Origin of the sequence: Paenibacillus mendelii (assembly GCF_024498075.1) — a bacterium.
GTDB classification, from domain to species: Bacteria; Bacillota; Bacilli; order Paenibacillales; family Paenibacillaceae; genus Paenibacillus_Z; species Paenibacillus_Z mendelii.
Map to the genome: position 1 here is coordinate 1 of NZ_JANHOF010000037.1, position 14,140 is coordinate 14,140.

Annotated in this window: 11 protein-coding genes and 2 pseudogenes; 5 read left to right on the forward strand and 8 right to left on the reverse strand. The window is 43.0% G+C overall.

Features of this window, described 5'->3' with window-relative positions:
• Positions 1-376: 376 nt before the first annotated feature.
• The 5 genes from NNL21_RS35470 to NNL21_RS35490 all read right to left on the reverse strand — a co-directional run bounded on the left by NNL21_RS35470 (position 377) and on the right by NNL21_RS35490 (position 4,536).
• Positions 377-874: a DUF1579 family protein gene (locus NNL21_RS35470; protein WP_204822810.1), complete on the reverse strand. Its 498-nt coding sequence runs from the start codon at positions 872-874 to the stop codon at positions 377-379.
• Between the two features lie 113 nt (positions 875-987).
• Positions 988-1,362, reverse strand: a complete 375-nt coding sequence (locus NNL21_RS35475) for a hypothetical protein (protein WP_204822809.1) — start codon at positions 1,360-1,362, stop codon at positions 988-990.
• A gap of 24 nt (positions 1,363-1,386) precedes the next feature.
• Entirely contained in the window at positions 1,387-2,445 is a 1,059-nt protein-coding gene (locus tag NNL21_RS35480) for a hypothetical protein (protein WP_204822808.1), read from the reverse strand.
• A gap of 79 nt (positions 2,446-2,524) precedes the next feature.
• The gene (locus tag NNL21_RS35485; RefSeq protein WP_204822807.1) at positions 2,525-3,865 is read right to left on the reverse strand and encodes a HAMP domain-containing sensor histidine kinase; all 1,341 of its coding nucleotides are present in this window, start codon (positions 3,863-3,865) and stop codon (positions 2,525-2,527) included.
• Positions 3,862-4,536, reverse strand: a complete 675-nt coding sequence (locus NNL21_RS35490; RefSeq protein WP_204822806.1) for a response regulator transcription factor — start codon at positions 4,534-4,536, stop codon at positions 3,862-3,864. Before NNL21_RS35490 ends, NNL21_RS35485 begins: the two co-directional genes overlap by 4 nt.
• A 188-nt stretch (positions 4,537-4,724) precedes the next feature.
• On the opposite strand from NNL21_RS35490, the gene NNL21_RS35495 reads away from it, so the two are divergent.
• Positions 4,725-4,922, forward strand: coding sequence for a hypothetical protein (locus NNL21_RS35495; RefSeq protein WP_204822805.1), 198 nt, complete (start codon positions 4,725-4,727; stop codon positions 4,920-4,922).
• A gap of 384 nt (positions 4,923-5,306) precedes the next feature.
• On the opposite strand, the gene NNL21_RS35500 is transcribed toward NNL21_RS35495, so the two are convergent.
• From NNL21_RS35500 to NNL21_RS35510, 3 genes and pseudogenes are all read right to left on the reverse strand, one after another.
• Positions 5,307-5,519: a tyrosine-type recombinase/integrase gene (locus tag NNL21_RS35500; RefSeq protein WP_309145373.1), complete on the reverse strand. Its 213-nt coding sequence runs from the start codon at positions 5,517-5,519 to the stop codon at positions 5,307-5,309.
• Positions 5,476-6,015, reverse strand: coding sequence for a tyrosine-type recombinase/integrase (locus NNL21_RS35505; protein ID WP_256555704.1), 540 nt, complete (start codon positions 6,013-6,015; stop codon positions 5,476-5,478). Before NNL21_RS35505 ends, NNL21_RS35500 begins: the two co-directional genes overlap by 44 nt.
• A pseudogene (locus NNL21_RS35510) lies at positions 6,012-7,972 on the reverse strand (Tn3 family transposase); the annotation flags it as partial. The pseudogene NNL21_RS35510 and the gene NNL21_RS35505, both read right to left, overlap by 4 nt.
• A gap of 216 nt (positions 7,973-8,188) precedes the next feature.
• Here NNL21_RS35510 and NNL21_RS35515 point away from each other — a divergent pair.
• From NNL21_RS35515 to NNL21_RS35530, 4 genes and pseudogenes are all read left to right on the forward strand, one after another.
• Positions 8,189-8,887 carry a response regulator transcription factor gene (locus NNL21_RS35515; RefSeq protein ID WP_204822804.1) on the forward strand — a complete coding sequence of 233 codons (699 nt, stop codon included), beginning with the start codon at positions 8,189-8,191 and terminating at the stop codon, positions 8,885-8,887.
• Positions 8,871-9,968, forward strand: a complete 1,098-nt coding sequence (locus NNL21_RS35520; protein WP_204822803.1) for a sensor histidine kinase — start codon at positions 8,871-8,873, stop codon at positions 9,966-9,968. The genes NNL21_RS35515 and NNL21_RS35520 overlap by 17 nt, the downstream gene beginning before the upstream one ends.
• Positions 9,969-10,029: 61 nt before the next feature.
• Entirely contained in the window at positions 10,030-11,547 is a 1,518-nt protein-coding gene (locus NNL21_RS35525; protein WP_204822802.1) for a DUF1349 domain-containing protein, read from the forward strand.
• 1,001 nt (positions 11,548-12,548) lie between these two features.
• Positions 12,549-13,226: pseudogene (locus tag NNL21_RS35530) on the forward strand (response regulator transcription factor).
• The last annotated feature ends 914 nt before the right edge of the window (positions 13,227-14,140 follow it).

Below are 14,140 nucleotides of genomic sequence, written 5' to 3' on the forward strand. Positions count from 1 at the left end.
GATTTATCAACAACTTCTGGTATTATTGTAGCCATTCTGATACCCCACCTTCTTAATATGATTATGGTTGTTCGCTTGAGAATAGTTGTAGGAAAGAATAAGGAACTTACCCAGCTTATGATAAACGTATTATATTATTCTAAAAAGAGAAAATATCCTAAATCTTTTTTCTAATTTTATTATTTTTGATGTAGGTTTTCATTTAAGCTAATCTGCCATTTAGCTCAACAAGCCACCGATAATCTCGGCAGCCTGTTGGTCGTTAAGCTATAGTATCAGTTAGTTAAGTTGATAGGGGTGCCGCTTTTAGCAGCCCATTGATACTTATTTCGTATTCGAACCTCAACAGAATATAAATAGTAGGGGGATTTTTTAGCTAGATGACTTTAGTCAACTTGATGTCCATCCATTGTACCCAATTCTTACCGTCGTTTGACAGCTCCCAGCTACCTGTTAAGGTGTTGCTATCTTCACTAAACATTCCTGTGAATCGCTCCGATTTCCCCAAAATTGTCCAGGCACGGTCGAGTAGGTTCGCTTGGTATGCACTGAAATTGCCTTGGATGTCATATGAGTGTGTGGTGTAATTCTGAGTAGAAGCATCATAGCCAATGATCTCAATAGCCTTAACCTCATCTTTCCCCATATGGCCATCAACATGATGAATAAGAAAATAACCCCCAGGCAACCATTCGTAGGTATCTACTGCTATCAACTGATCAGCTGGCCCGGACGGACTCGCTTTAATCACACCCTCTGTATTCCATTTCCCTACGAAGACATTCAAGCGTCCCATTGCAGGATCAGGTTTAGACGGATTTTGTGGAGTAAGGGCATTATCATTCTCTGGTTCACTGATATTGTTTGTTGCCATTATGATTTCTCCTTTCATGCGAAGTTCCTTATATCATAGCATGTAACAAATGTTATGATTTCTTATCAATTGCTCATTTTATTACCCAGGAAAACCTAATTACCTATTAACCCTCATAGCTCTCTGATTTTCGGATTGACAGTAATCAGATTTGAAGAGAACTGAAATCTGATGACAAGTAAAGTTTCCAAAACTAATAAAACAAACAAAATAATGATATGAGGAGCAAGTGCAAACGTAAGAAGCAGTGAAACCAAAATCGTACACAGCATATTTGCCGCATGACATACAACAAAAACTTTTGTCTGCCTTTGCTTGATGCTCATCAGAACATAATTTATAAAAGCAAGAAAAATAAGCGCTAAACCGAAACTCGCAAACCAAAGATCATCGATTGTATATCCCTGGTAAGTGATTGGAGTCACAACAATATGCAAGACTCCAAACATAAAAATAACGGTAGCAATTGTTAAAATTAGTTTTCTCATCTGGAAATCCTCCTATCAAAAACTTTAGATTTTAATTATGGATTTGATTTCTCCTCTACCACAGTGACCGCATCGACCTCGCCGACGTAAATAGTAAGCGATGGTAGCCAAACCTAACGCAATTCCCCAAGGAATCCAGAAAAGCATCGGTCCAAATGCACCCCATTTTTGGCTCAATAAGATATTATCAGCGGATACCAGATGAAATTCGACTGCGATAAAAGAGGAGGTAAAGACAAATCCGGCGCTTGTTACGGCAATGGCAACACAGGTTGCCGGGATCACTGCTAATAGAACGGGCACTCTTTTGCCGCCAATGAATGGAAACCAATAAGGGAATCTTTCGCCCCATTTTTGAATGAGGCCAAGAGTGAGGAGGCCGCCAGCTATACATAAAGATCCAAATATCCATTCGATGATATGGTGAATTGGATTTTCACTCGAAAAATCTTGTAAAAAACTCCTGTCAACTCCCAATGGGATACCGAGTGCCCAGGCATATCGGGTAATTGCATAGGGAAGGGGGGCAAGAACGGCAATATAGGTAATCAATTTGCCCCATCGAACGAGAAAAAACGGTTTATCATTTTCGGTTCGTCCGCAGTGTTCGCAAGCATTTCGCACTTTTCTTTGGAAAGCTACGGCGGCAAAACCAAAAGAAAGTGCACCAATGATACATAGGATCTGATTCACCATCTGCCAACTAAAATCAAATTTAAACAGAAATGCATAAGCCATGGAAGCAATCAGGCTTGTGTCTGGCACGAAGAGAATCAATGCAACTGCGGTTCCCCATAAATAAGTGAAGATAAACCATCTTGGAATCGCCCTTGTAGGTTTTCTTATTTCCACACCAACTAATAAACCAAGGAAACAAATAATGACTAAAAGGCTGCCTCCAACCTGTGCCGGAAGATAGGTAATCATGGCTTCAAATAAGTTGAGCTCCTTATTTTGAAATGGGTACCCAGTTCCCCTAAACAACCAGTAAAGATGAAGCGAACCGTAGAGAACAGACCAAGCTATTACCAAATACGCGTTTCGATTCAATCTAGATGGATCATAGGCTTTCTTAGTATTCATCTAACCAACACCCTTCCAATTAAAAATCACCTCAAATCCCACTTTACTCGTTGAATGGGAAATTGAGGTGACTGGAAGTTTAATTTTCGTTTAAATTCTGGCTTAAATAATGGAGCACCCCGTTTGGAGAACTGGATATCTCCCAATCGATGTCCATTTCTTTCGTCATGAAGGAGACGATTGATAGACCAATACCGGCGCCTTTCGCTTCTGTATCGTGTTTTATCCCTTCTCCTTTATCTTCAATGAACAGGCGCATTATGCCATTCCGTTCGACAAAACCAATCCCTATATATTGACCGGATTTGGCATACCTGATCACGTTTTGCACCAGGTTATCCAGAATGCATCGCAACCATAATGGATCAACCTTCCAATTTAACTCTTGATCCGGCAAGTCTACGTCCACTCGAAATCCTTCTTTTTCTAGGACAGGATACCATTCAACAGCGGCATGTTGCAATTCCTCTATAACATCGATAGTTTCCCGTTTTATTGGGTGTTTTCCCGCTGAAAGCAATGTATAGGTAAGCAGGTTTTCAAGTAATTTTCCAACATCATTGAGTTTGTTAATAATGATTTGCATTGACGTTGCTGCTCTAGGTGATGATGGATTACTCTGAACCGTGTAGGCATGCTGTTGAATGACGGTCAATGGTGTGCGTAGATCGTGAGATATGTTGGCGATCCATTTTTTTCGAAGGTTTTCTTCTTCCTTCTCCCGCGCTCTACTGCTTTTCAATTGGGTCACCATCCGGTTAAAGGCTTTTTCCAACTGTCCAATCTCATCGCTGTTATTGACTGTGACCTCATCCGGCATCCCGTTATTTCCGGTATCTGACATTGCAGTTTGAAGTTTTACAAGCCTTTTGCGAATGCTTAAGAAGAACAACAAGGATACCATCACGATCAAAACACCCGCGACAAAAATAATGAGGATTAAGAAGAGATCTCCATTTACCGGCTTAATTGCGAGCGTCGTAGTGGATTTTGGGATATAAAATACCATAAATCCTTGTTTCCCGTCTGTACCCATCACAGCTGTCACAGTGAATAGGTCTTGTTCCTTATTCCTAGCGAGATAGTTGATGAGGTTGGAGGGGGTCCATTTATCGGGAATTTCTGTGATACGCTTATGGATCATATGGGTTTTCCCCGATTTGTCGACCCAAAACAGCGTGGCTTTCGGATATTGTTCTTGTATCCTACCCAGCTTTTCATTGATGGTATGCTCATCAGCTTCATTTAGTTGTTCAGATGCATGTTCCCACATTTTTCCTATTTCCAGTGGCTCATGTATCGCATTTTGTTTAAGCAAAATGCCAGGCAAATAATAGAGGGCCGGCAAAATAGGCCACATGAGTATAGATGCTAGGATTAGTATCAAATATTTGGTGACGAGCGATCTTCGAATATTCATAACTTCAACCTATATCCGATGCCGCGAATCGTCTCGATCATCTGCGGATGACTGGGATCAAGCTCTATTTTTTCACGCAAATGACGGATATGCACCATAAGGGTTCGATCCCCTTTAATATAGGGATCTTCCCACACTGCTTCATATATTTGCCTTTGGGTCAAAATCTGATTGGGGTGATCGAGAAAAAACATAAAGATATGAAACTGTTTACCGGTCAGGACAATCTCCGTATTCGTTTCTGTATTCAAAATGCGGTTGGCTTTCCGATCTATATTCAAATGCCCCAACTGCATAAGATCGGTAGAGACAACGCCTGAGCGCCGGAGCAGAATTTGAATCCGCGCTTCTAGTTCGTCGGGATGATACGGCTTTGTCATATAGTCATCCGCAAACGAAAGTCCCTGTAGTTTATCCTCAATGGAGGTTCTGGCTGTCAGCATCATGATTGGTTTTTCAGGGTACTTTTGTTTAAGACGCTGTCCGATGGTATACCCATCTAACCCAGGCAGCATGATGTCTAAAATGACGATATCGGCTTGCACCATATGCTCCATTACATTTTGTCCGGAATTCAACCATATCACTTCATAACCCCGTTCGGTTAAAAAATCACTGACCCATGATCCAATTTCTTGATCATCCTCAATATGTAAAATCGTTGAGTTCATATCAAAAGTCCCCTCCTTATAAAGGATGAGTACATCTTACACTAAAATAAGGGTTGCCCCAAGAAAAATCACTCTAGTTGTTGACCCCGCTGCTGAGAAGAAAAACGGGGAATCAGATCTGGCAATGATTAAGAAGCTTGAAAACATAAGATATTTAAGCCTTTTGTGTTTTGCTTAAGGAATTTGAATTGGAATACGGGTTAGCAAATAAAAACCAGGTCTCGTTTATAAATCAACTGGAAAACCTTCAAAAACTAAAAATTTCTACGGTTGATGCAGCATCCTTAGGACAAAACACAAAACTTGCTGAACTTGAAATTACCAACACGCTTAAGCATGCTGAAGTGCTTTCTTCTGCTTTCCCCAACATGAGAAAATTCAGTTGAAGAAATAACCAAGTTGGAAAGACTGAAAAATCTGAAGAGGGTTTATCTGAATTTCAAGAAGGAAAGCGACCATCAGCTTTTTGAAGAACTAGTTCAAAGAAATCGCTGGATTAATGATAATCTGTAACAGTGTTTCATGCCGAGCTCGCCCATAAATTCGTAACCAAGTTGTTCCATTCGTTCGTTAAACGAATCTATTGGCTGCTGTGTAGCATGCTCTACAGTTATCGTTTCCATTAGCTTAGCAAAGACTTGCTGTTGCCATGATTTAGCCATTATAAATAATCTTTCTTAATTCACTCGTCTGATCCTTCGGTATTGAGTAACCTTGTCCGCTATCTGGGGTAATACCAGCGTAGCTGACACCACCCGCAAACGTATGGATTAAATTGGGAATTTATTAATAACCTCGTTATATTCATTTTGAGCATCGGTAATTGCCAGCTTTGAGTATACTTCCAAAGATTTTCTGCTCTCATGGCCGGAATAAGGTTGAATCAGCGCGTCATCGATGCCCTGCTTTTTTAACCAGGTTAATAGAAAGTGACGTAGTTTATGAGGAGACAGGTTTTTGAGATAACCTACCCTCCTCTGAATATTTGGTCAAAATCTTGCGGATTCCCCTGTCCGTGTACTTTTTCTTCCATGAAGACTCAAACAAATAGACCGCTTGCTTCTTTTTCATCGAATCTGCGTGCATGGCTAGTAGTTCTTTGAAAGACTGAGGAAATGGAACAATGCGGTCTTTGCTACCCTTTCCTTTATTGATCCTGATCTGGCAGTAATGAAAATCGATGTCCGCCAGCTTAATGCTGATTAACTCACTGACCCGAATACCTGTATACATGAGGGTTTTCACGATCATCATGTCCTGAAAATTCTTGGCCTTCCAAACCACTTCATAGTATCTTTTTAATTCTTCTTCTGTCGGCACGTAAGGCAGCTTCTTTGATGATTTTGGAACCTCAATTTCAAGTTCGCTTCTTAAATGCTGAAACAAACTTTTTAAGTAAGGATAGTCCGGTCGTTCTGCTCGAAGATACTTCGCCAGTTCCCGGGCTTTCTTTTTTGCTGATACGCGTTTTTCAATCATGCCAGTTCACCTTCCAATGGAAGTCTTTCCTTCATGTCCAATCGGAATGTGCCATATGGATTAACGTGAGTATAGATTAAGGGTGTAACCGCACGTAAATCTTCCGGTGTCATTAGATCAAACCATTTCTTCTCCGATAAAACATTTTGGAACATGATGGTATTAATGTAGACTAAGCAATTTTGCAACAGATGAAGAGATAAAACAGCCATCTCTTGATCTTCCATGCGATTTGTGGCAATTTCACCACCCTTGCCATAGAAGATAAACCCGTTGGCCGAGTTCCAGTTTTCCACGACATTTAAACCAGCATTAATCTCTCGGCGTAATTCTTCCGAATGCAAATATTCACAAAGGAAGATGGTTTTAACTGCCTTACCCAACTCACCTAGCGCCTGATACGTTGGATGCTTCAAGTTGTTCCGGGTAAACCTTTTCAGAATGGCTTCCGTTTCAGCAGTACCAAGCCGTAAAGCTGTTGCATACTTCATCATTTGATCATACTGCTGACGGATCAGTTCCCAATTAATCGGGCGCGTGAGTACATGCTGCAGGTTCGCATAAGCGTCAGTTATTCCCGGCTCCGGACGGTATAACTTTTTTGTGTATGAATAGCTTTTAATCGAGGCATTAGTTTGTAACCAAGTAAATAACAAAAGGCGAATGCAACCTCACTCTGTCCATGTGAATCAACATAATTCTTCTCTACTTCCATATCGGTGCAGTGGCGCAACAACCCTTCCATCATCGCGGCGACTTCTGATGAAGAACACGATTTAAGCTGCGAGTAGATGCAAGTCGAATTTTTCTCCACATGCCAATAAATCATAACACCGCGGCCGCGGTATCGGATATGCCATTCCGTCATGAGGTTCTGATCCCATGCCCCGAATTTCTTTGAATCGGAGGCGCAAGAAGTTGTTCCCTCACCCCATATTTCCTGCATTCGCACTTTGAAGATAGCGTTCACTACTTCGGAAATCGCGTTGCGAAGGTTATCCTTGTGAATGAATTTACGTCGGACGTAAAGGAGATCTTTATAGCTTTCACCATGATCACCGGCGCTGACACGCTTTAAACCGGTATTCGTTCCCAAACCGTAAAGAGATAAGATCAACCGCTTTTGCAGCGTATCCCGGTCTAATATCTCTCGATGGCCCACCGTCTTGAACATTTCTGTAAACGAAATACGTAGATCGGTTTCCTTCAAAATATCTAGCAAGCTAGTCATTGGCCAGCGGCGCGTAATTTCACCTTTGATACGGATTAAATTAACCGGCTCTTCTTGCGGTTCTAACGGAGTAACCGAGATCCAGCCTTTACCTTTATCTGTAATCCGTACTTTAGGGTTCTTCGGCATTCCCTCGTTTAATTTTTCAAGACCTTGAATCATTTCCTCCTTTAGCGTAGTGATAAAGGAATCTGCATCCAGCGGCTGATTTAAAGCTTTGTAGTTTTCCTCCCGGCGTTCCTCGAAGTCTACTGGCAGGTCCTCATCCGGATTTCGATACCGGTTCGCTCCGGATACCCAAATTTCTTTACAACGTAACTTATCCCGGAGTATTTGCAGAGCGCTGATTTCATAGTTGATCCTGTTTATTCGTTCTTGTCCCTTTTCATCTTTTTCGATGATAATTTCTTTGTAGTTATTCCGGATCACCCCATTGATCGGAATTTCGTCGGTTACGGGAAAATAGTGCATTCCCGTTTGAGTGTATTTCTTGATTAGCTCAAGTGCGAGGATGACCGGACGGTGAACGTCGTTATTAGAACGAAAATCAAGAATGCTAAGAATTTCAGGAACTATCCGGCGGTAATGACTACCATAGGAGGCGCGAATGACCGTATGGATTTTTTCGCGGTATGCCGGTCCAGTATGTTTAAATTCTTTGACCAAATCTTTTAGTGTTTGTTCGTTTACAACTGGGTACAGGACATCTTTAATGATTCCCTCCGGATCGAAAGATGCACCCGATTTTGGACGTTTGAGAGAACTCGGAGAGAACGACAACAAATCCAGCCCTGCTCCCTGCCATTGACAAATTTGATGCAAAACCGGACCCTCGCCATCCATTGACTCAATCCCATTCTGTTACAATCATTTAACCTTTATTTAACTTCTTCTTGTGTATAATAATTCGTAAAACTAGTAAAACGAAAGGATGTGCGGGTCATGAGAGTTTTAGTTGTAGAGGATGAAGCACGCATGCGAAAAGCCCTGTGCAATGGATTAAAAAAATATGGTTATGCGGTTGACGCTGCCGTCGATGGCGAAAAAGCTTTGGAGCTTGTCGAAATAAATGCATATGATGCGGTTGTACTCGATTTGAATTTGCCGAAAATAGACGGGATCGAGGTTCTCAAGGGAATCCGATCCATGAACCGTGAGCTTCGTATTTTGATTTTATCGGCAAGAGCGGCAGTGGAAGACAAAATTATCGGATTGGATACCGGGGCCAATGATTATCTGGCAAAGCCGTTTCATTTCAAAGAACTGGATGCCCGTATCCGTTCGCTGTTGCGAAGGGATTTTATTCAAAAAGATACCATTCTTACATACGGCGATATCAAAATCGATACTGCTCTTAGGAGCGTCACGGTAAGAAATCACAAGATTGAGCTAACCAAGAAGGAATATTCCATCCTGGAATACCTCTTTATGCATAAAGACAGGATCGTGGGTACCGAGGAACTTATTGAGCATATATGGGACGAGAACAAGGCAGATCTTTTTTCCAATTCCTTCAAGGTACAACTTAATTCTTTGAAAAAAAAGCTGGCACCCTATACCGGCGATAAGGAACTGATTAAAAACACGAGAGGTTTCGGGTACTCGCTCACGAAGGAGTATGCAGATGAAACGGTTCAATAAGATTACGCTGCGATTAAGGCTGACGATATCAACCGCGCTTATTCTCGCAGGCGTTTGTTTTCTGTTGACGCTATCTCAAGTGATCACCTACTCTGAATCAGTGCCGGCTCCCTTTTTGAATGCCGATGTAAATTCCCGTATACAGGTTGCGCCGGAACAACCTATTTCTAAAAAACAAAATAATTTCATTGCTTCCAGTTTCGTTTACATGGTCGCCATGATTGCACTAGGTACAGGCGCCTCCTATTACATGTCCGGCAGAGCGTTAAAACCGGTTGCAAATTTAAGCGAAAGCATCAAGAATATCGACGAAAACAAGCTGTTTCAGCCGCTTACAGGCTTTGATACGAATGACGAAGTGGCACAGCTCGCAACATCTTTCAACCATATGATGATGAAATTGGAAAAATCATTCAATCATCAGAAGCGGTTCGCGGCCAATGCCGCCCATGAGCTCAATACGCCGCTCGCTAGCATCATTGCCAACATTGAGGTCTTGCAGATGGAGGAATATCCTACCGTTCTGGAGTACAAAGAGGTTATGGAAGACACCTTGGCAGAAGCGCAGAGAATGAGTCTCCTGGTATATGACCTGTTGAAGATGAACAGTACGTTGAATGCGGACCATTATGAACGTTTTGAAGCGAAAGCGATGTTTGACGATATTATTGAGGCTATATCGGAAAGCAGCAGCGATAAAAACATCCTCATTGAAAACAACATCTCGGGCATTATGCTTTCAGGTGATAAGGCGCTTTTGCAAAGAGCGTTCTTTAATCTCGTTCAGAACGCTGTGAAATATAATAAAATGGATGGAGAAGTCTTGATTACGGCATTCATGAGCGATGATTCCGTGATCGTCCAAATCGAGGATACCGGCATAGGAATTGCGGAGGAAGAACATGAAAATATCTTCGAGCCCTTCTATAGAATTGACAACTCCCGTTCAAGGGAATTGGGAGGCAGCGGACTTGGATTATCCATTGTAAAAACCATCATCGAAAAACACAGCGGGAAAATTTTCGTTAAGAGTGAATTTGGAGTTTTTTCAAAAATAACTGTCGTACTGCCGAAAAAATAACCGGCATTTAACCTCCCGCGAGATATTATATGATCATATCAAAAATCAACGGAGGTTAACGATGGTTATAAAAAACGAGGCACACACTGAAGTCGACAGCTTTGCGCAGTTATTGCATGCGGAGTGGACTATATTCCGAAAAAAACGCGGCTTGAAGATCGGCATGGTTGTTGCGGCACTGCTCATCATTTTGTTTGGGCTACTGCCCTCGATTACCAGTTCGAATGGGGGTGACCCTCCTCCCGTTCTGGAGGGGCCAAATGGTGAAGCGGTGACCGATAAGTTCTATTTTGTGCATCAGCCGCTGACAGGAGACGGCAGCATCACGGTACGCCTGACTTCGATGACAGGCCGGATCAAGGAACCTCCGGCTCCCGGAACGATAGGGCCTGGCCCCGAGCCCGTGCCTGGGATGGTACCATGGGCGAAGGCCGGTGTCATGATCAAAGACGGTGTTCGCCAAGGTGCGCCTTATGCGGCGGTGATGAGCACTGCCGAGCATGGTGTACGAATGCAGCACAACTTCACCCATGACATAGTTGGACAGCCGGGTGGTGTTTTGGAGAATTATCCCCGCTGGCTGCGGCTCACCCGCGAGGGGGACACGCTGATCGGCTACGAGTCTTCTGATGGCAAACAGTGGATCAAGATCGGCACGGTTCAGATGGATCTGCCGGACACCGTCCAGATCGGGATGTTTGCCGCTTCACCTGGTGATCTCAGGTTCAACGGCAACGGGTATGCAGTCCGCTTTAGTGAGGTTTCGGCAGTCTTCGATCAGGTCAACCTCCAAGGACCTTGGAGCCGCGACGATGTGGGCGTCACTATGGAACCCGATGGGAAGACGCCGCATCATCCTGGCGGGGTGGAGGAGTCCGGTGGACGGTTCACAGTGACTGGAGTTGGTGACATCGCACCGCAGACAGGTGATGATGGTAGCTGGCGAATTGAGCGCTCCCTTACTGGTGTGTTGTTTGGGCTGATAGTAGTGATTATTGTAGCAGTACGGTTTGCTACCGCCGAATATCGACGAGACCAAGTCCGGGTGCTGGTAGCAAAGGCTGTCGTGACAGGTACGGTCACTTTTGTTGTGGGGCTGGCTGCCGCCATCGTTACCGTTCTACTATGCAGGCCAATTCTTCTCTCAAACGGTATCCAAACCCTGCCCGTAACGCCGTTTACCGAGTTGCGTGTAGTAGCGGGTACCGCTGCATTGCTCGCCGCTGCCGCTGTATTTGCACTCGCTCTTGCTGCCTTGTTCCAGCGTCGTGTTCCGGCGGTGGTTGTCAGCTTTTCGCTGGTTGTACTCCCCCTGATCCTCACGTTTACCAACGTCATCACTGTGGACATGTCTCAGTGGCTCTTGCGGCTTACCCCGGCTGCCGGATTCGCGATCCAGCAGAGCATTCCGGAGTACATGTATGTTATCGGTCCTTATATACCGAAGTCGGGTTATTATCCGTTAGCGCCATGGGCCGGCTTTGCTGTACTCTGTAGTTACAGTGCTCTAGCTCTCGGTCTGGCCATCTTCAAGCTGCACGGCAGAGATGAAATTAGGCAGGAACTGAGTGTGAAGTGATCGAGAGCAACCAAATTTTGATTTAATCGAAGGCGACCGCACCACCTTAACAATGAACGAGCTCTTGAATTTGTCCTTGTGGCGATTCAGGAGCTTTTTGCACGGGATTATCAATGAATTGCTCATCATTTGGGCTGAAGAAACCTACCTCCACGGCACGATTGGGAACCAAGCGGAAAACAAGTCAATAACGAGGAATAGAAAACCCTTGAAAAGCCTTGTAGAATCAAGGTTTACAAGACTTCACAGGATATCGTTAAAAAGTGACCAAAATGGGACGTTTGCGAGAACTCGGAGAGAACGACAAAAGAACCAGCCCGCTCCCTACCATCGACATGTTTTAGTGGAGCAACAACTTTTAGAAGAATTCTACTGACGGCGATAAATAAGACAACAACGATTGCTGTTACCAATCAAAATAATGGTACAAGCAAATCCGCTGCCAACCACAAAAAGTCGATAATCGTTACTGATTTTTCGTTTTCAAGCGGCTTGGTAAAGGAAATCGGGATTGGACCGGTGTCGAGCGCAGCAATCGTACAATAAGGAAAGTACCTCCACTTTTGCAGCCTGTGCTACAAGCGTCTTCTTTTTCTTTAACGACAATGTCCGAACAAACATGTTTAGTGTGTAGTAGGAATGCAACCAATCGATTCCTAGAAATCGAAGTTTCGGTCGTTTTGGATGTGGGTTTGAACGTCGAGTGGGTGGATAAGTCAGGTTCAGTTGAAGAAAGATGATTAAACAGTGCATGGATATGGAGCGTCCTTTAGCGGGACGTCCTTTTTATGCATGAATATTAATCTATTTAATGACAAGAAGATCTAATTGGATTTGTCTAGTATTGTGTGGTTATTAATTGATAACTACCAGCCTAAAGGAGTATCGTATTATAAGTACCCAATATTCTGAATTGAAATAGGCAGCGGGCATATCTGAACATAATCATTCAAGAATTGAACCCGTATAAACTTATAGGAAAGGAAGTAATCGAATTGGAGATGTACATTTTTATCGTAGAAGATGATCTTTCCATTTTCATTCGCTAAGAGAAAGACTGGGGCAATGGTCTTTCCGCGTTACAGGACCAACAGATTTTCATCATGTAATGACAGACTTCTCCAAAGAGCAGCCGCACCTTGTCATTATGGATATCGGGCTCCCCACGTTTGATGGATTTCATTGGTGCCGGGAGATTCCGTGCGATGTCGAAAGTGCCTATCCTCTTTCTGTCTTCGAGAGAACATCCCATGGACATGGTTATGGCCATGACTATGGGAGCGGATGATTATATTCAGAAACCGTTCAACACCGACGTCCTGCTTGCCAAAATCCAGGCGCTCCTCCGACGAACCTATGCTTACAAGGAAAAAGCGACGGATATCATCGAATGGAATAGAGCACTCATCGATCTGAAACGCAGCGTGATCCGTATGGAAGGAATAGAAATAGAACTAACGAAAAACGAGCTCTTCATTCTTGTCGTTCTCGTCCAGGCAAAGGATAAGATCATTTCACGTTATGATCTCATACGGAAGTTGTGGGATGACGAACGTTTTGTTAACGACAATACGTTAACGGCGAATGTGACAGGTTTACGCAGGAAACTTGCTGACATCCAATTGGAAGAAGCACTTGTGACGAAAAAAGGGCTTGGATACATGGCCATCACTTTATAGCGAAAGGTTAGGATCAGCATCATGTTCATCCGATATTTAAATGATATGAAAAGTTGGGTCTTGTTTTTCTTGGTACCGCTTGGATTTGTCAACTTACTCATTTGGCTTGACAATGGATTGTCTATCCAGATAGGTTCTGTTCTCTATTTGAACCTACTGCTGCTGGAAGTGTACTCGAAATTAGCAATTACTGATGCACAATTCGAATATAACGAGGTAATAAACAAATTCCCAATATAATCCATACGTTTGCGGGTGGTGTCAGCTACGCTGGTACTACCCCTATCTGCTGTATCTACGAGTAATGCGGTTCGCCTATCTTCGTCAGCTACAATTAACACAAATTTCTTTTGAGTGCCATCATCGAATGAAACGGACATCAAAAACATAACACCATAATCTAGTTCACCTTTCATTTTTACCGCTTTACTTATCGATCGCTGGAATATCCTTATTTCATCAACATTTTCATAAGTCAGAATCTTCTCGGAAAATGGGGCATTCGGCATTGTCTTACACAAGTCCACACATACAAATCTAATGGAAGCGATCTCTTTTTCATTCAGAACATTCGATTTACAGCCAACGATTCCAACAACGAAAAATAATATCAATATGAGTAGCCATTTTCTTTGAATTGTACCGACCTCCTTAAGGATGATCTCCAGATAACTTTTAACGTATTAATTAGCTGGAAAGTTTCGTAAAGGTATGGAGTATTTTATAACCTTAGGTGGCATTGCGACTCGACTAAACTGCCCGTTACTTCATTGAAAACAGGAGCAGCTGCCGAGTGAACTGCACCCCGTCAAGTAGACAGTATAAATAATAAAAATTAATTAAGCGGCCTCGGTCCTGAATTCCATCGGACTGAGGCCGTTTAATTTCGCTTGTAATCGTTCGAAATTATAAAA